This is a genomic window from Ruegeria sp. S263, from assembly GCF_056780525.1.
In genome coordinates this window covers 212,490-229,530 of sequence record NZ_CM165558.1, presented here as the reverse complement: position 1 = coordinate 229,530, position 17,041 = coordinate 212,490, and the positions used below count along the sequence as shown (strand labels likewise).

General features: G+C 58.5%; 14 protein-coding genes and 1 tRNA gene. 11 read left to right on the top strand and 4 right to left on the bottom strand.

Translation table 11 applies throughout. From position 1 onward, the window contains the following. Positions 1–5 precede the first annotated feature (5 nt). From ACT2B1_RS01090 to ACT2B1_RS01080, 3 genes are all read left to right on the top strand, one after another. Positions 6–809, top strand: a complete 804-nt coding sequence (locus ACT2B1_RS01090; protein ID WP_171240495.1) for an XdhC family protein — start codon at positions 6–8, stop codon at positions 807–809. Between the two features lie 106 nt (positions 810–915). Beyond that, positions 916–1,368, top strand: coding sequence for an SRPBCC family protein (locus ACT2B1_RS01085; RefSeq protein ID WP_171123979.1), 453 nt, complete (start codon positions 916–918; stop codon positions 1,366–1,368). Positions 1,369–1,486: 118 nt separating this feature from the next. Continuing rightward, complete coding sequence (locus tag ACT2B1_RS01080) at positions 1,487–2,482, top strand: hypothetical protein (protein ID WP_171123657.1); 996 nt, start codon at positions 1,487–1,489, stop codon at positions 2,480–2,482. Positions 2,483–2,537: 55 nt separating this feature from the next. Here the strand turns inward: ACT2B1_RS01080 and ACT2B1_RS01075 are convergent. Beyond that, a tRNA-Leu gene (locus ACT2B1_RS01075) sits at positions 2,538–2,624 on the bottom strand. A 197-nt stretch (positions 2,625–2,821) separates the two neighbouring features. Here ACT2B1_RS01075 and ACT2B1_RS01070 point away from each other — a divergent pair. After that, positions 2,822–3,805, top strand: coding sequence for a complex I NDUFA9 subunit family protein (locus ACT2B1_RS01070; RefSeq protein WP_171123655.1), 984 nt, complete (start codon positions 2,822–2,824; stop codon positions 3,803–3,805). Here ACT2B1_RS01070 and ACT2B1_RS01065 read toward each other — a convergent pair whose 3' ends face one another. Further along, positions 3,806–4,609 (bottom strand): undecaprenyl-diphosphate phosphatase, encoded by an 804-nt coding sequence (locus ACT2B1_RS01065; protein WP_481668407.1) that lies wholly within the window; start codon positions 4,607–4,609, stop codon positions 3,806–3,808. 230 nt (positions 4,610–4,839) lie between these two features. On the opposite strand from ACT2B1_RS01065, the gene ACT2B1_RS01060 reads away from it, so the two are divergent. The 7 genes from ACT2B1_RS01060 to ACT2B1_RS01030 all read left to right on the top strand — a co-directional run bounded on the left by ACT2B1_RS01060 (position 4,840) and on the right by ACT2B1_RS01030 (position 16,016). Next, on the top strand, positions 4,840–6,273 hold the full coding sequence (locus ACT2B1_RS01060) for an NAD(P)-dependent oxidoreductase (RefSeq protein WP_171123972.1): 1,434 nt from the start codon (positions 4,840–4,842) through the stop codon (positions 6,271–6,273). A 23-nt stretch (positions 6,274–6,296) separates the two neighbouring features. Then, positions 6,297–6,731 (top strand): GFA family protein, encoded by a 435-nt coding sequence (locus tag ACT2B1_RS01055; protein ID WP_170786066.1) that lies wholly within the window; start codon positions 6,297–6,299, stop codon positions 6,729–6,731. Then, the gene (gene gltB / locus ACT2B1_RS01050; RefSeq protein ID WP_481668406.1) at positions 6,728–11,260 is read left to right on the top strand and encodes a glutamate synthase large subunit; all 4,533 of its coding nucleotides are present in this window, start codon (positions 6,728–6,730) and stop codon (positions 11,258–11,260) included. Before ACT2B1_RS01055 ends, gltB begins: the two co-directional genes overlap by 4 nt. Before the next feature lie 111 nt (positions 11,261–11,371). After that, complete coding sequence (gene mtgA / locus ACT2B1_RS01045; protein WP_171123648.1) at positions 11,372–12,106, top strand: monofunctional biosynthetic peptidoglycan transglycosylase; 735 nt, start codon at positions 11,372–11,374, stop codon at positions 12,104–12,106. A gap of 58 nt (positions 12,107–12,164) precedes the next feature. After that, positions 12,165–12,830 (top strand): FtsZ-binding protein FzlA, encoded by a 666-nt coding sequence (fzlA, locus tag ACT2B1_RS01040; protein WP_171124273.1) that lies wholly within the window; start codon positions 12,165–12,167, stop codon positions 12,828–12,830. A 72-nt stretch (positions 12,831–12,902) separates the two neighbouring features. Beyond that, complete coding sequence (gene queG / locus ACT2B1_RS01035) at positions 12,903–13,940, top strand: tRNA epoxyqueuosine(34) reductase QueG (protein WP_171240513.1); 1,038 nt, start codon at positions 12,903–12,905, stop codon at positions 13,938–13,940. Positions 13,941–14,012: 72 nt separating this feature from the next. Next, positions 14,013–16,016 carry a hydantoinase/oxoprolinase family protein gene (locus tag ACT2B1_RS01030; protein WP_481668405.1) on the top strand — a complete coding sequence of 668 codons (2,004 nt, stop codon included), beginning with the start codon at positions 14,013–14,015 and terminating at the stop codon, positions 16,014–16,016. 21 nt (positions 16,017–16,037) lie between these two features. Here the strand turns inward: ACT2B1_RS01030 and msrA are convergent, their stop codons facing one another. Then, on the bottom strand, positions 16,038–16,547 hold the full coding sequence (msrA, locus tag ACT2B1_RS01025) for a peptide-methionine (S)-S-oxide reductase MsrA (protein ID WP_171240515.1): 510 nt from the start codon (positions 16,545–16,547) through the stop codon (positions 16,038–16,040). Continuing rightward, entirely contained in the window at positions 16,544–16,993 is a 450-nt protein-coding gene (gene msrB / locus ACT2B1_RS01020; RefSeq protein ID WP_171212168.1) for a peptide-methionine (R)-S-oxide reductase MsrB, read from the bottom strand. The genes msrA and msrB overlap by 4 nt, the downstream gene beginning before the upstream one ends. Positions 16,994–17,041 lie beyond the last annotated feature (48 nt).

The window sequence follows — 17,041 nt, the reverse complement described above, 5'->3', positions numbered from 1 at the left end:
GCCCCATGGCAAATTTCGACATATTCGACACGATAGAAGAGCTTCGCCGGACAGGCGACGCGTTTTGCGTGGCAACGGTTTTACGAACGGCGGATGCGACCTCGGCCAAGGCGGGCGGCAAGGCGGCGATCACACGGGATGGGCAGATACTGGGCCATTTGGGTGGCGCGTGCGTTCAGCGGGCCGTCAGGACATCGGCGCAGGATGCATTGTCCAGCGGTGCGCCGCAGATGATCCGTATCAAACCTTCGGACAAGGTGGTGAGCATGACGGACCCGGATGGTGTGCAGACATTCAAAAGCGGCTGCCCCTCGGGTGGAACGGTTGATCTGTTGGTGGAGCCTTATCAACATGCGCCACGTTTGGTGATTTTCGGAGGGTCGCCAATTGCGTCCGCTCTTGCCGATCACGCGGCGCTGGCCGGGTTTCGGGTTTGCGTTACGGAAACGGGCGGGGCACATGCACAGTTCGAACCGGATTCTGTCGGCGATCTTGGATTGGAGGCGCGGGATTTTGTTGTTGTGGCGTCTCAGGGGCGCGGTGATGCTGTGGCGCTTGAGGCCGCACTGAACACACCGGCGCGGCGCGTTTCCATGGTGGCCAGCCGTCGCAAAGCGGACACGCTGGTCGACAAGCTGGTGGCAAATGGGCTGGATCCGGCGCGTGCAGGTCAACTGAAGTCCCCGGCCGGTTTGGATATTCACGCTATTGATCCGCATGAGATCGCCCTGTCGATCCTGGCCGAAGTTGTGATGTGGCGGAACACGGACAAGACAAGAGAGGTGTCTGAGGATGAAAAGCTTGCTTAAACGCGTGCGGTCCCTGTGGCCGGCACGCGTCGAACAAACCCCCAAACAAGCGACGGAAACCGCACTTTTGGTTTTCCCGAGATGTTGTTGAACAAAGGAAGTATAAATGGAACTGTCTGACGAAATCCGCATCGCGGCCCCACGTGATGTCGTATACAAGGCGTTGAACACGCCCGAGATTCTGCAGGAATGTATTCCCGGTTGCGAAGAACTGATCCAGCATTCACCCGAGGAGCTTGAGGCCAAAGTTGTCCTGAAAATCGGCCCGGTCAAAGCGCGCTTTGCCGGACAGGTCACGTTGGATAACTCGAACGCGCCCGGTGGGTTTTCGTTGACCGGTGAAGGCAAAGGGGGCGCTGCTGGCTTTGCCAAGGGCGGGGCCGAAGTGACGTTGACCGAAGACGGGGCCGAAACTGTGCTGGCTTATACCGCCAAGGTCGATGTTGGTGGCAAGATCGCCCAGCTTGGCAGCCGGCTGATTGCTGGCACGGCCAAAAAGCTATCAGGCAAGTTCTTCACCAAGTTTGGTGAGGTCGTATCGGAACAGGCCGTTTCCTGACGGAATTGGGTTGGTCGGGTCAATTGCCCGGCCAATTCGGACGCAATTCAGTTGACCGTAGGCGCATTCGGCGCAATCACCGTAGTCATGGGCGTGATGCCTGTGGCAGGAGGCTTTGGTGAAAAACAGCGCGGTGCTGGAACAATTGGAAAACTGGATTGCAGTCCGCCCGAATGACTTGCAGGCGATCCGCCGTCTAGTCACACTTTTGGACATGTCAAATAGCGCGCAGGGTGTTTCCGGTGCATTTGGACGGGCCCAATCCAAGCTTGCATCTACACTGCCCAAAGACTGGCAACAGGCGTTTTTGGATCCGTCGGAATGTGCTCTGGCGTACAAAGGATGGCTAAATGTCCTGAAATCCGCAGGCATCAAACACGCGGTGCCGGTCGCTCAGGTATTTTCAGGTCAGGTCCTGAAGGTTCAGGGCAAAGTTCCTTATTGCGACGCGCGTTTGAAGTTCTTTGCAGAAACCAAGGTAATCCCGGCGTTGTGCCACGGTTGTTACAAGGTGCAGATTTTACCCGAATCGCTGGAAAAGATGATCCAGGCGTATCTGGTGCTGCTGAACCTCGACCTTCCCGGTGACAACACCAGAAAGTGCATGATTGAACTGCGCGACGGGATCAAATACCCGTACAAAGGCTACATCTATTGCAACAGCGCGGATGAGGCCAAAGCCTGTCTTGCCGCCTTTGAGGTCAAGTTGGCGGAGTTCGGTGTGTCTGGCCTTCATCAGAAGATCTCTCACGGCTGTTCGGAATACGGGCTTGAGTATCCGGCGTTCAAGTATTCGGAAGACGCAGAGCAGACCGAATTTGAAGCGCCGAAGGATTGGGCCGCAATCGAAGAACAGTACTTCAAGGGCACGAAGTTCCCCAAGCCGCAAATCAAAGCCTACACAAAGCCATTTATCAGTTTGCGTGACGTGTTCGTCTTTCGAACCTGGGCAAAATATGCCCAGTTGATCGGGGATGAAACGGTAACCCCCTACATCGCGCAGGGCGGTCCTGATTTACCAGCTCAGTTCGTGAAACGGGTCAAGGCGCAATCGGCGACACGAAACGCCGAACTGACAGAGCTTGCCGCGATGTCTCAAGGGGCGGCAGGCTGATCCAGAAAGGCCAAAAGCCGTCTAATACAGTGGGTTTTTCAAATTTCGGGGGATTTGGTGCCCAGGAGAGGACTCGAACCTCCACGTCCATACGGACACTAGCACCTGAAGCTAGCGCGTCTACCAATTCCGCCACCTGGGCAGGTGTCGTGGAGGGGCGTTTAAGCCTACTGGCGGTGGGCGTCAACCAGATTCGGGAAGTTTTTTGAAAGTTTTTTGACGGACGCCCAAGGTCTGTGGAACAGGGCGCGGATATCCTGAATGCGCGGCGTTATTGCGCCTTGTTTGCTTGGGATTTGAGGGGTAGATCGTGTATGACCCATCAGCAGGAGCCCTCGCATGTCCAAACTGGTCACGATTTTTGGCGGATCCGGATTTGTTGGCCGATACGTCGCCCGGCGTATGGCAGGTGAAGGGTGGCGCGTCCGCGTGGCCGTGCGGCGCCCGAATGAGGCCATGTTCGTCAAAACTTATGGTGTTGTGGGGCAGGTCGAGCCCATATTGTGCAATATCCGCGATGACGCGTCGGTTGCTCTGGCGATGCAAGGCGCTGACGCCGTGGTCAACTGCGTGGGTGTGCTGAATGAGCTGGGCAAGAATGAGTTTGACGCAGTGCAGGCCGAAGGCGCCGAGCGCATTGCGCGGCTGGCAGCGCAGCAGGGTATAGCGCAGATGGTGCATATCTCTGCGATCGGCGCGGATGCGGTATCAGACAGCCAGTATTCGCGGACCAAGGCGCAGGGTGAAGCTGGGGTTCTGGAGCATATGCCGGGCGCGGTCATCCTGCGCCCTTCGGTCATATTCGGGACCGAAGATCAGTTCTTCAACCGCTTTGCCGGTATGACCCGGATAAATCCGTTCCTGCCTTTGGTGGGTGCTGAGACTAAATTCCAACCCGTTTTCGTGGACGACGTGGCCCAAGCCGCCGTGAAAGGTGTTCTGGGACGGGCTCCGGCTGGCGTGTACGAATTGGGTGGACCAGAGGTAAAGACGTTTCGTGCGTTGATGCAGCAGATGCTGGACGTGATTCACCGGCGCCGGGTCATAATTGGAATGCCGTTCTGGGTGGCGCGGATCATGGCCGGAGTGCTGGACATCGTGAAATTCGTGAGCTTCCAGCTTTTCCCCAACAACATCCTGACCCGTGATCAGCTTAAGAACCTGCGGCGCGACAATGTTGTGTCAGAAGGTGCGATGGGATTTGCCGATCTGGCGATTGAGCCATCGACTTTGGAATCGGTGTTGCCCGAATACCTGTGGAAGTTCCGCCCCTCGGGTCAGTATGACGACATTCAAAACTCGGCGAAGAACCTGAAGATCTGATCAGCTATAGGCGATGATCAGTAATGCTGCGCCCAGAATGACCCGGTAGATCACGTAGGGTGTGAAGCTGACGCTTCGCAACAGGCGCATCATCAGGGTCAGGGCGAGCAGCGCTGCAATGAAGGAAAAGAAGGCAGCGATAGCCCCGTCAATGGCCAGTTGCGCATCAGCTTCGCGGATCACATCGACCGACAGCAAAATCCCCGAAGCCAGAATTGTCGGGATCGACATCAGCATGGCGATCCGGGCACCGTCCTCTCTGGTATAGCCCAGATGCCGCGCGCCCGTGATGGTGATCCCTGACCGCGACGTGCCGGGTATAAGCGCCAATGCTTGCCAAAGGCCCATAATGGCCGCATCCCTGATGCCCCAGTCGCCGGCCTTTTTCGTCTGCGGCCCCTTCTGATCCATCCAGTAAAGTAACAGACCAAATCCCAGCATCGTCCACCCGATTACCGTCATTGATCGCAGCGATTGGCTGAGGCCCGTCTTGAACAGGATCGCACCGACGATGATTGTGGGAATCGTCGCGATGATAAGGCTCATAGCCAGACGCGCTTCGGCAGAATCGATACGCCCCGTCAGGGCGCGCGGCAGGCCGGAGACCGCCTTCTTGACCTCGGACCAAAAATACAAAACCACAGCACCCAAGGTGCCGACATGGACAGCGACGTCTATGGCGAGACCCTGATCATCTAAACCCGTCAGGCTGGGCAAAAGGATCAGATGACCAGAAGATGAGATCGGCAGGAATTCAGTGATACCCTGAATTATTGCCGTGAGAATCAATTGAAAAAGGCTCATCGAATTGCCCGTGCCACCGTCACGTTTTTATTGTGCTCACTGGGTATAAGTGTGATGCGGAAAAGAAAAGAACACAATTAGGTCCGAATCGGAACTAAAAAGGTGAAGTTTTTTCACTCGGATGACTCCCAGCGGCAAAAATTTTGAAAATAGGTCAGTACAATTGACTTTTCATCCGATCTTGTATCTCTTAAAGAAGGTCGACCAAGCCAATTCATGGAGTCTGACCCGTGGCCAAGCAACCGATGCTGAAATTTGTGCAAGTCGATCGCGCCATGCCCGAAAAGCGTGCCGCGGACACGCGCAAGGAAGACTTTGACGAAATCTATGCCGAGTTTGCCTCAGCCAAGGCCGAAGAACAGGCCAGTCGCTGCAGCCAGTGCGGTGTGCCCTATTGCCAGTCGCATTGCCCACTGCACAACAACATCCCTGATTGGCTGCGCCTGACCGCGACGGGCCGTTTGGAAGAGGCGTATCAGACCAGTCAGGCAACCAACACCTTCCCCGAGATCTGTGGCCGGATCTGCCCGCAAGACCGTTTGTGCGAAGGCAATTGCGTGATCGAACAGTCGGGCCACGGTACCGTGACCATTGGCACGATCGAGAAATACATCACCGACACAGCGTGGGACAAAGGCTGGGTCAAGCCTGTTGTACCGGGTGCGGAGCGTAGCGAAAGCGTGGGTATCATCGGCGCGGGTCCGGGCGGACTGGCGGCGGCGGATATGCTGCGGCGTGCAGGTATTCAGGTGACGGTTTATGACCGTTACGACCGTGCAGGTGGCCTGCTGATGTACGGCATTCCCGGCTTTAAGCTGGAAAAAGACATCGTACAGCGCCGCAACAATTTGCTGGCCGACGGTGGCGTAACGTTTGAGCTGAATTGCGACGTCGATGCCGCAAAGTTCGAAGAAATCCGTGGTCAGCACGACGCGGTGATAATCGCAACCGGCGTTTACAAATCGCGCGACCTGTCCATGCCGGGCAGCGGTCTGGGTGGCATCGAAAAAGCCATCGACTTCCTGACTGCCTCAAACCGCAAGAGCTTTGGTGACGATGTCGAAGATTTCGACAATGGCCGCCTGAACGCCGCTGGCAAAAAGGTTGTCGTGATCGGCGGCGGGGATACCGCGATGGATTGCGTTCGCACCTCGATCCGTCAGGGTGCGACCTCGGTCAAATGTCTGTATCGCCGCGACCGCGCTAATATGCCCGGTTCGCAGCGTGAAACCCAAAATGCCGAGGAAGAAGGCGTGGTCTTTGAGTGGCTCAGCGCGCCCAAGGGCTTTGCCGGCGACGACGAAGTCACAGGCGTGATGGTGCAGAAGATGCGCTTGGGCCAGCCCGACGCAACCGGCCGTCAGGCCCCCGAGGTGATCGAAGGCGCGGACTATGTCGAAGACGCCGATTTGGTGATCAAGGCGCTTGGCTTTGAGCCCGAAGACCTGCCCAGCCTGTTCGGCCAGCCCGACCTGCCGGTGACACGCTGGGGTACCGTCAAGGCCGCCTTCCAGACCGGCGAGACCGAAATGGACGGCGTCTATGCCATCGGTGACATCGTGCGCGGGGCCTCTTTGGTCGTGTGGGCGATCCGCGACGGGCGCGATTGTGCCGATGCGATCATCGACCGGTTCAACGCCAAGGCTGCAGTCGCAGCCGAATAGACCCAGCGATCAGGAGCCTCGAAATGCCCGAGTTGCAAGGCCAATGCATGTGTGGTGCGGTCACGGTGACCGCTACGCCCGCGCGCGATGCGCTGGGCGCGTGCCATTGCGACCAATGCCGACGCTGGACAAGTTCGATGCTGGTTACTTTTCAGGCCGAAGAAGGCTACGCCGCGCTTGGGCCGGTCAAGACCTTCACCTCGTCCGATTGGGCCGAGCGCGCCTTCTGCGCCGACTGCGGCTCGGCACTGTGGTACCGGATCACGCTTCCCGGTGAGATGCACGGACACACGCAAATCGCCGCAGGCCTGTTCCCAGATACCGGCCACACGCTGAAACTGGAACTTTATTTCGACAAAAAGCCCGAAGGGTACGCGTTCGCAGGTGAACGCCAGCAAATGACCAAAGCCGAGGTCGAGGCCATGTACGCCCCCTCGGAAGAAGGAGACAGCCAATGACCAAATACGATGCCGATTGGGTGCGCGCCGAAGAAGCCAAACGTCAGTGGATGGCCGAAAACGGTCTCTATTCCGAGGAGGAAGAACATTCATCCTGCGGCGTAGGCCTTGTCGTGTCTGTCGACGGTAAGCCGTCGCGTAAGGTTGTTGATGCAGGTATTGATGCGCTCAAGGCGATCTGGCACCGCGGCGCGGTGGACGCGGATGGCAAGACAGGCGACGGCGCGGGTATACATGTGCAGATACCCGTTCCGTTCTTCTATGACCAAATCCGCCGCACCGGGCACGAACCCAATCTGGATGAGCTGATCGCCGTGGGTCAGGTCTTCCTGCCCCGCACCGATTTTGGCGCGCAGGAAAGCTGTCGGACCATCGTGGAAACCGAAGTGCTGCGCATGGGCTATTACATCTATGGCTGGCGCCACGTGCCGGTTGATGTGACCTGTCTGGGAGAAAAAGCAAACGCGACCCGGCCCGAGATCGAGCAAATTCTGATCTCAAACTCCAAAGGCGTGGATGAAGAGACTTTTGAGCGTGAGCTGTACGTAATCCGCCGCCGGATCGAAAAGGCCGCCGCAGCTTCGGGCATCTCTGACCTTTACTTGGCTTCGCTTAGCTGTCGTTCGATTATCTACAAGGGCATGATGCTGGCCGAGCAGGTTGCGGTCTTCTACCCCGACCTGATGGACGAACGGTTTGAATCGGCTTTTGCGATTTATCACCAGCGTTATTCGACCAACACCTTCCCGCAATGGTGGCTGGCCCAACCCTTCCGTATGTTGGCCCATAATGGCGAGATCAACACGCTGAAGGGCAACGTCAACTGGATGAAAAGCCACGAGATCCGCATGGCCTCGGGCACCTTTGGTGACTATGCCGAGGATATCAAACCGATCATCGCTGGTGGGTCGTCGGATTCGGCTGCATTAGACTCGGTTTTCGAGGTTCTGGTGCGCGCGGGCCGCTCGGCCCCGATGGCGAAAACCATGTTGGTGCCGGAAAGCTGGTCCAAGCAAGCGGTTGAGCTGCCTCAGGCATGGCGCGACATGTACTCCTACTGCAACTCGGTGATGGAGCCGTGGGACGGCCCTGCTGCCTTGGCCATGACCGATGGCCGCTGGGTCTGTGCCGGTCTGGACCGGAACGGGTTGCGCCCGATGCGTTATGTGGTGACCGGTGACGGTCTGGTAATCGCAGGGTCCGAGGCCGGAATGGTGCCGATTGATGAAGCCAGCGTAACCGAAAAAGGCGCGCTGGGTCCGGGGCAGATGCTGGCCGTGGATATGAAAAAGGGCAAGCTGTTCCGCGACACTCAAATCAAGGACAAGCTGGCCCGTGCGCTGCCATTTGGCGAGTGGGTCGGCAAAATCAACGATCTGGATGAAACGCTGTCGGACGTGACCGAAAGCGCGAAGTTCAGCGGCGAAGAACTGCGCAAGCGCCAAATTGCTGCCGGTTATTCGGTTGAAGAACTGGAACAAATCCTTGCGCCCATGGCCGAGGATGGCAAGGAATCCATCGCCTCGATGGGCGACGACACTCCGTCTGCGGTTCTGTCCAAACAATACCGCCCACTCAGCCATTTTTTCCGTCAGAACTTTAGTCAGGTTACGAACCCACCCATCGACAGCTTGCGCGAATACCGGGTGATGTCGCTGAAAACTCGGTTCGGAAACCTGAAAAACGTGCTGGACGAAGACAGCAGCCAGACCGAGATCATCACTCTGGGCAGCCCCTTTGTGGGCAACGCCCAGTGGGACAAGCTGGCAGAAAGCTTTGGTTCGCCGCTGGCCGAGATCGACTGTAGCTTTGAACCAGGTCGGGGCGCACTGAATGCCGCTTTGGCCCGCATCAGAGCCGAAGCAGAAGAGGCCGTGCGCTCAGGCGCGGGGCATCTGGTGTTGTCCGACATGAACTCGGGCGAGGGTCGCGTGGCGATGCCGATGATCCTGGCGACAAGTGCCGTGCATTCGCATCTGACCCGTCAGGGGCTGCGGACCTTCTGTTCGTTGAACGTGCGCTCGGCCGAATGTGTCGATCCGCATTACTTTGCCGTACTGATCGGTTGCGGCGCGACCGTTGTGAACGCTTATCTGGCTGAAGATTCACTGGCCGACCGCATTGATCGCGGCCTGCTGGACGGCACGCTGACTGAAAACGTTGCGCGCTATCGCGAGGCGATTGATCAGGGTCTGCTGAAGATCATGGCCAAGATGGGGATTTCGGTGATTTCGTCCTATCGCGGCGGCCTGAACTTTGAGGCCGTGGGCCTGAGTCGTGCCATGGTGGCCGAGTATTTCCCGGGCATGACCAGCCGGATTTCCGGCATCGGTGTCACGGGCATTCAGGCCAAGGCCGAGGAAATCCACGCCAAAGGCTGGGACAGCGAACTGGACGTTCTGCCCATCGGTGGTTTCTACAAATCGCGCAAATCGGGAGAAACCCACGCGTGGGAAGCGACCTCGATGCATATGATGCAGATGGCGTGTAACCGGGCATCCTATGAGCTGTGGAAGCAGTATTCCGCCAAGATGCAATCGAACCCTCCGATCCACCTACGCGATCTGATGGACTTCAAGCCGCTGGGCAAGCCGGTGCCGATTGAAGAGGTCGAATCGATCACGTCGATCCGCAAGCGTTTTGTCACGCCGGGCATGTCGCTGGGCGCGCTGTCGCCAGAGGCGCACAAGACGCTGAACGTGGCGATGAACCGGATCGGTGCGAAATCTGACTCGGGTGAAGGCGGCGAAGATCCGGCACATTTCGTGCCAGAGCCGAATGGCGACAACCCGTCGGCCAAGATCAAACAGGTGGCTTCGGGCCGCTTTGGCGTGACCGCCGAATACCTGAACCAGTGTGAAGAGCTTGAGATCAAGGTCGCCCAGGGTGCGAAACCGGGTGAAGGTGGTCAGTTGCCGGGTATGAAAGTGACCGACCTGATCGCGCGTCTGCGGCACTCGACCAAAGGCGTGACGCTGATCTCGCCACCGCCGCACCACGACATCTACTCGATCGAGGATCTGGCGCAGCTGATCTATGACCTGAAACAGATCAACCCGCGCTGTAAGGTGACGGTCAAGCTGGTGGCGTCCTCGGGCGTGGGCACGATTGCCGCCGGTGTGGCCAAGGCCAAAGCGGATATTATCCTTATTTCGGGTCACAACGGCGGCACGGGCGCCTCGCCCGCGACCAGCATCAAATATGCCGGTCTGCCGTGGGAAATGGGCCTGACCGAGGCGCATCAGGTTCTGGCAATGAACAACCTGCGCGACCGCGTGACCCTGCGGACCGACGGTGGTTTGCGCACCGGGCGCGATATTGTGATGGCCGCGATGATGGGGGCCGAGGAATACGGCATCGGCACCGCTGCCCTGATCGCGATGGGCTGTATTATGGTGCGCCAGTGCCAGTCGAACACCTGCCCGGTTGGTGTGTGTACGCAGGACGAATCCCTGCGTGCCAAGTTCACCGGCAACGCGGACAAAGTTGTCAACCTGATCACCTTCTATGCGCAAGAAGTACGCGAGCTGCTGGCCAGCCTTGGCGCGCGCTCGATTGACGAGATCATCGGTCGCGCCGATCTGCTGGCGCAGGTCAGCCGGGGTTCAGCGCATCTGGATGATCTGGACCTGAATCCGCTGCTGATCACCGTCGATGGCGCGCAGGATATCGTCTATAACCGCGGTAAGGATCGCAACGCAGTGCCCGATACGCTGGACGCTGAAATCGTGCGCGATGCCGCTCGGTTCCTGAAGGATGGTGAGAAGATGCAACTGTCTTACGCGGTGCAGAACACGCACCGGACAGTGGGTACGCGGGTTTCCAGCCATATCGTGCAGAATTTCGGGATGCGGAATACGTTCCAGGACGACCATCTGCACGTGAAACTGCAAGGCTCGGCCGGTCAGTCGCTGGGCGCCTTTGCCGCGCCTGGGCTCAAGCTGGAAGTGTCTGGCGACGCCAATGACTATGTCGGCAAGGGCCTGTCGGGCGGCATGATCGTTGTGCGCCCGCCGCAGGTCAGCCCGCTGAAGGCGGATGACAACACCATTATCGGCAACACGGTTCTGTACGGTGCCACCGACGGACACCTGTTTGCAGCAGGCCGCGCAGGCGAGCGTTTCGCGGTCCGCAACTCGGGTGCCAAAGTGGTGATTGAGGGCTGTGGCTCGAACGGGTGCGAATACATGACCGGCGGTGTGGCGGTGATTCTGGGCAGCATTGGTGCCAACTTCGGTGCGGGCATGACTGGCGGCATGGCCTACCTGTACGACCCCGACGGTAAGGCGCAGGCGCTGATGAACATGGAAACGCTGGTGACATGCCCGGTCACGGTGGACCATTGGGAAGACCAGCTCAAAACGCTGATCGAAACCCATCAGGCAGAAACCTTCAGCCGCAAGGCCGCCGATATTCTGCAGCATTGGGATGTGGAAAAGGCCAACTTCCTGCAGGTCTGCCCGAAGGAGATGCTGAACAATCTCAGCCATCCTCTGACCCACGAGGCGGAAGCGGTTCCGGCGGAATAATTCGCAAGCACAGACAAACGAAGCCCGCGCGCCCTGTCGGCGTGCGGGTTTTCTTTTGCTGGTGACGCCCCAGCCGTTTCAAACCGCGATCACTCGTCGTATAGCTGGGGCATGGCAAAGAAAGCAGTCCGCAAGAAAAGCGGTAAGAAAAAGAAGGCGTCCAAGGCTAAAACGCCGATCCTGATGCAGATTCGCCGCTGGGTTTTACGCGGTGCTTTGGGCTGTGTGGTGTTTGTGGTTGCGCTGGTAGCGCTGTATTCGGTGGTGAACCCGCCCGTGACACATACGATTTGGTCGGAATGGCGCAGGTTGGGCAAGGTTGAACGCGATTGGGTGCCGATCGAAGAGATCTCGCCCATTATGGCACGGTCGGTCGTGGCGGCCGAAGATGCGAATTTCTGCCTACATTGGGGCTTTGACGTCGAAGCGATCCGCGACGCGCTGGAGGATGGCGGATCGCGCGGGGCCTCGACCTTGTCGCAGCAGGTGGTCAAAAACGTGTTCCTGTGGCAGGGGCGTAGCTGGGTGCGCAAGGCGTTAGAGACTTCGATTACGCCGGTGGTCGAAATATTCTGGAGCAAACAGCGTATCCTTGAGGTTTACCTGAACGTGGCCGAGACCGGGAATGGAGTTTTCGGGGTCGAAGCAGCAGCCCAGCGCAATTTCAACATTCCAGCGTCAAAACTGTCCTCGGTGCAGGCCGCGCGGATTGCGGCAATCCTGCCGTCGCCGCGCAATCGGTCGGTGACCGATCCCTCGGTGCGTACACGCAGGCGGGCGGCCTCGATCCTAGATGGAGCGGCCACCATCCGCGCAGATGGTCGCGCGGATTGTTTCGAGGATTGAAAAACAAACCCTCTCGGCGCTAAAGCTGGAGGGTATTCACTGGTTCGATTGGAAGATCATGGCGCGTCTGTTTCACGTTCCCCTGTCCCCGTATTGCCGCAAGGTCCGGTTGTCGCTGGCAGAAAAGAAGATTGAGGTTGAACTGGTGGAAGAGAGATACTGGGAACAAGACCCGGATTTCCTGCGCCGTAACCCTGCGGGAAAAGTCCCGGTTCTTCGGCTGGATGGAAAGACCTTATCCGAGAGCACAGCCATCTGCGAGTATATCGAAGAGACCCGCCCAGAACCCGCGCTTTTACCGAAAACACCGGAAGACAGGTACGAGGTTCGGCGTCTGGTGGCGTGGTTTGATGACAAGTTTCATCAAGAGGTCACCTCGAAGCTATTGTATGAACGGGTGAACAAGAAAATCACTGGCGAGGGCTATCCGGACAGTAAGAACGTCAAGGAAGGTGCCAAGGCAATCAAGTACCATTTGGATTACATGGCCTGGCTGCTGGATCATCGTCGTTGGTTGGCCGGGGATCAGATGACGCTGGCGGATTTTGCAGCGGCTGCGCACCTTTCGGCGTTGGATTATATCTCGGACGTGGATTGGAATCGATCGGCGGCGGTGAAGGATTGGTATGCCAAGATCAAGTCGCGCCCTGCGTTCCGGTCGATACTGGCGGATCAGGTGCCGGGGTTTCGGCCTCCGCCTCATTACGCTGATCTGGATTTCTGATAGGGTAGCAGGGGGGCTGTCTGCCCCCCATCGCGCCGGGGCGCGATTCCCCCCGAGGATATTTTTAGCCAGATGAAGAGCGGATCGGGTTTGAAGGACAGGTTGGTGGCGCAGGCCCTGAACGAGGGGTTTGTGTCCTGCCGTGTGTGCCGTCCGTGGGACGTGCCAGCGGTGCCCGCGCGGCTGGAGGCGTTCTTGCAGGCCGGGTACCACGGACAGATGGGCTGGATGGCCGAGCGAACCCATTGGCGTGGTGATCCGGCGGCTTTGTGGCCCGACGCGCGATCGGTGATCATGCTGGCTGAGAGTTACACGCCGGACCATGATCCGACCGAGGTTTTACGGCACGCGGAACGCGGGGCGATCTCTGTTTATGCCCAGAACAAGGACTACCATGATTTGGTAAAAAAACGCCTCAAACGGTTAGCACGGTGGCTGATCGCCGAAGCCGGAGGAGAGGTGAAGGTGTTCGTCGATACCGCACCTGTGCCGGAAAAGGCGTTGGGCCATGCGGCCGGGTTGGGGTGGCAGGGGAAGCATACCAATCTGGTTAGCCGGGACTGGGGGAATTGGGCTTTTATAGGGTCTGTTTTTACTACTTTGGATCTTCCATCAGATATGTCGGAGGTTGATCATTGCGGATCATGTCGGGCTTGTCTGGACGTGTGCCCGACCGATGCCTTTCCGAGGCCTTACCAGTTGGATGCCCGGCGATGCATTTCTTATCTGACCATTGAACACAAGGGTCCGGTAGATGAAGAACTGCGAGGGAAAATGGGGAACCGGATTTACGGCTGCGACGATTGTCTGGCCGCGTGCCCCTGGAACAAGTTTGCCGTCGCTGCAAGTGATCTGAGATATGCGTCGCGTCCCGAGTTGAAGTCTCCGCCCCTGGCGGAACTGGCCGGTTTCGATGACGCGGCATTTCGCAAAAAGTTCTCGGGGTCGCCCATCAAGCGGATCGGGCGGGATCGCTTTGTGCGAAATGTTCTTTATGCGATCGGGAATTCCGGGCTGCCGGAACTGAGGCCGATTGCGGCGCGACTGGTCGACGATCCTGATCCGACGGTCGCCGATGCCGCGCGCTGGGCGGTGAAACAACTGGCTTGAGTGCCGCAAACGGGGTGGACGTGTCGCTGCGAACCGCTACACCGATCTTCAGCGAACAGTGAGGAGGTCCCGATGGCGTTGGCTTTGGGGGTGGATACAGGTGGAACTTATACGGATGCAGTCCTTGTTCGGGATGAAAGGGACGTAATAGCATCGGCCAAGTCCCTGACCACACGGACGGATTTGGCGATTGGTGTGGGCAAAGCTATTTCCACGGTGTTGCAGCGGGCGCAGGTATCGCCCGATCAGATCTCGTTGGCGTCGCTGTCGACGACGTTGGCCACAAATGCGCTGGTCGAAGGGCAGGGTGGGCGTGTCGCACTGGTGTATATCGGGTTCAAACAGGCGGATCTGGACAGGCACGGGCTGAAGGATGCCTTGAAGGGTGATCCGGCCGTTGTGTTAAACGGGGGTCACACGCATGCAGGCGCTGAGGCGGCCCCGCTGGATATTGAGGCGCTTTTATCCTTTTTAGACTCACATTCGGGCGTGTCAGGGTTTGCAGTGGCGGCGCAGTTTGCGACGCGCAACCCGGCTCACGAACTGGAAGCTGCCCGGATCATCGCAGAAAAGACAGGCGCGCCGGTTACGTGTTCGCATCATTTGTCTGCCAAGTTGAATGGCCCAAAACGCGCCGTGACCGCCGTGTTGAATGCTCGGCTGATTGGAATGATCGACCGGTTGATCGGGCGTGCGCAGGATCAACTGCTGGACCTTGGTATTTCGGCGCCGATGATGGTTGTGCGCGGTGATGGCGCCTTGATGAGCGCGGAACAGGCGCGGGACAGGCCGATCGAAACCATTCTGAGCGGGCCTGCCGCATCGATTGTAGGGGCAAGTTGGCTAACCGGGGCTGAAAACGCGTTGGTTTCGGACATCGGGGGCACGACCACGGACATGGCGTTGATCCGGGACGGAAAGCCGGCGATTGACCCGGCTGGCGCGCAGGTGGGCGGGTTTCGCACGATGGTCGAGGCCGTGGCCATGCGAACGCATGGGCTGGGCGGTGACAGTCAGGTGCACGTAAAGACTGAAGGCCTGGCAGGCGGTGTATTCCTTGGGCCGCGGCGGGTTTTGCCTGTCTCTCTGATAGCGGCAGAGCATCCCGAAATTGTTCATCCGGTACTTGACGCGCAACTCCGTGCGACAACGGTGGGAGAGCATGATACGCGCTTCGCGCGTCGCGTGCCTGGCCTTCCTGCCGAAGGACTGGGGCCGCGGGAGGATGCGTTGTTGGACAGGCTCGGGGATCGGGTTGTGCCACTGTCCGAGTTGCTGAAAACCCGGATGGAGAGCGGTGCGCTGACGCGGCTGGTGGATCGCGGGATCGTTCAGGTCAGTGGCGTCACCCCGTCTGATGCGTCCCATGTGCTTGGGCGACTGACTTCGTGGGACAGTGAAGCGGCGCGTAAAGCGCTGGAGCTGGTGGCGCGCAAGCGTGTTGGTACCGGGGATGTCTTGGCCTCAACACCTGAAAAATTGGCCGAGATGATCGTGAGCCAGTTGACCGAGCAAACCGCACTGACTTTGTTAGAGACTGCTTTTGCGGAAGAAATTGAGGATTTTGGGCTGTCTGCCACAGATCTGGCCCACCATGTTCTGACGCAAAAAGGGCTGGATCGGCACCGCGGTTTGCTGGCACTGGATGCAGCCCTGAATGTGGATGTGATCGGCCTTGGGGCGTCGGCACCCAGCTACTACCCAGCGGTGGGCGAGCGGCTGCATTGCAATATGGTCCTGCCCGAACATACCGATGTAGCCAATGCGCTTGGGGCTGTTGTGGGCCGCCTGACCTTGCGCCGGTCGGGGACTGTAACGTCACCTTCAGAGGGGCGCTATAGGGTACATCTTGAGAGCGGGCCACAGGACTTTACCGAACCTGAAGAGGCATTGGAGCTTTTACAGACAGCCCTGAAAGATGAGGCCGAAGGCGAAGTCCGTCAGGCGGGTGCCGAAGACATCCGGGTGATTGTCAGCCGCGATATTAGGACCGCACGAATTGAGGCGCAGGATGTTTTTGTCGAAGCGACCGTAACGGTCGAGGCCAGCGGTCGCCCGAGGGTGGCGTCAGGTTAGCCCCAGGCTTGGGGCTATCCATTATTCGGCAGCATCGCGTTTGGGCAGAACCCAGTCAGGGCGCGGGAAATGGCAGGTATAGCCGTTGGGGATACGCTCAAGATAGTCCTGATGTTCCGGCTCGGCGTCCCAGAAATCGCCAACGGGTTCGACTTCGGTAACGACCTTGCCGGGCCAGATGCCACTGGCATTCACGTCGGCAATCGTATCCAGCGCGATCTGTTTCTGGGCATCATCCACATAATAGATTGCGGATCGGTAACTCATGCCGACGTCGTTGCCCTGCCGGTTGACGGTGGTCGGGTCGTGGATCTGGAAAAAGAACTCCAGCAGATCGCGATAGGTGATCTGCGTAGGGTCAAAGAAGATCTCAATCCCTTCGGCATGGGTTCCGTGATTGCGATAGGTGGCGTTTGGTACGTCACCGCCCGTGTATCCGACGCGGGTGCGCGATACGCCGGGCAATTTGCGGATCAGGTCCTGCATGCCCCAAAAGCAGCCACCGGCAAGAACGGCGCGTTGTTCGGTCATTGGATATCCTCCACATGGATCAGGTATTCTGCATAGCCTTCATCCTCCATGTCATCGCGATGGATAAACCGCAAGGAGGCCGAGTTGATGCAATAGCGCAGCCCGCCATGTTCGCGCGGGCCGTCTGGGAACACGTGCCCCAAGTGGCTGTCCCCGTGTTTCGAGCGGACCTCGGTCCGGATCATGCCCAGCGTGCGGTCGGTGAACTCTTCCACATGTTCGTGCACGATGGGCTTGGTAAAGCTGGGCCAGCCGCAACCGGATTCATATTTATGGGTCGAGGCAAACAGCGGCTCGCCCGAAACAATGTCGACATAAATCCCCGGTTCCTTGTTGTTCAGAAGCTTGCCAGTGCCCGGGCGTTCCGTCCCGCTGTTTTGCGTGACGTGGTATTCCTCGGGTGACAGGGCAGCAATCGCCTCGGGGTTTTTGGTGTATCGGGTCATTGGTCCTCGGGACGTGTGGAAACTGGTTTGACCTAATAAATGGGGTTT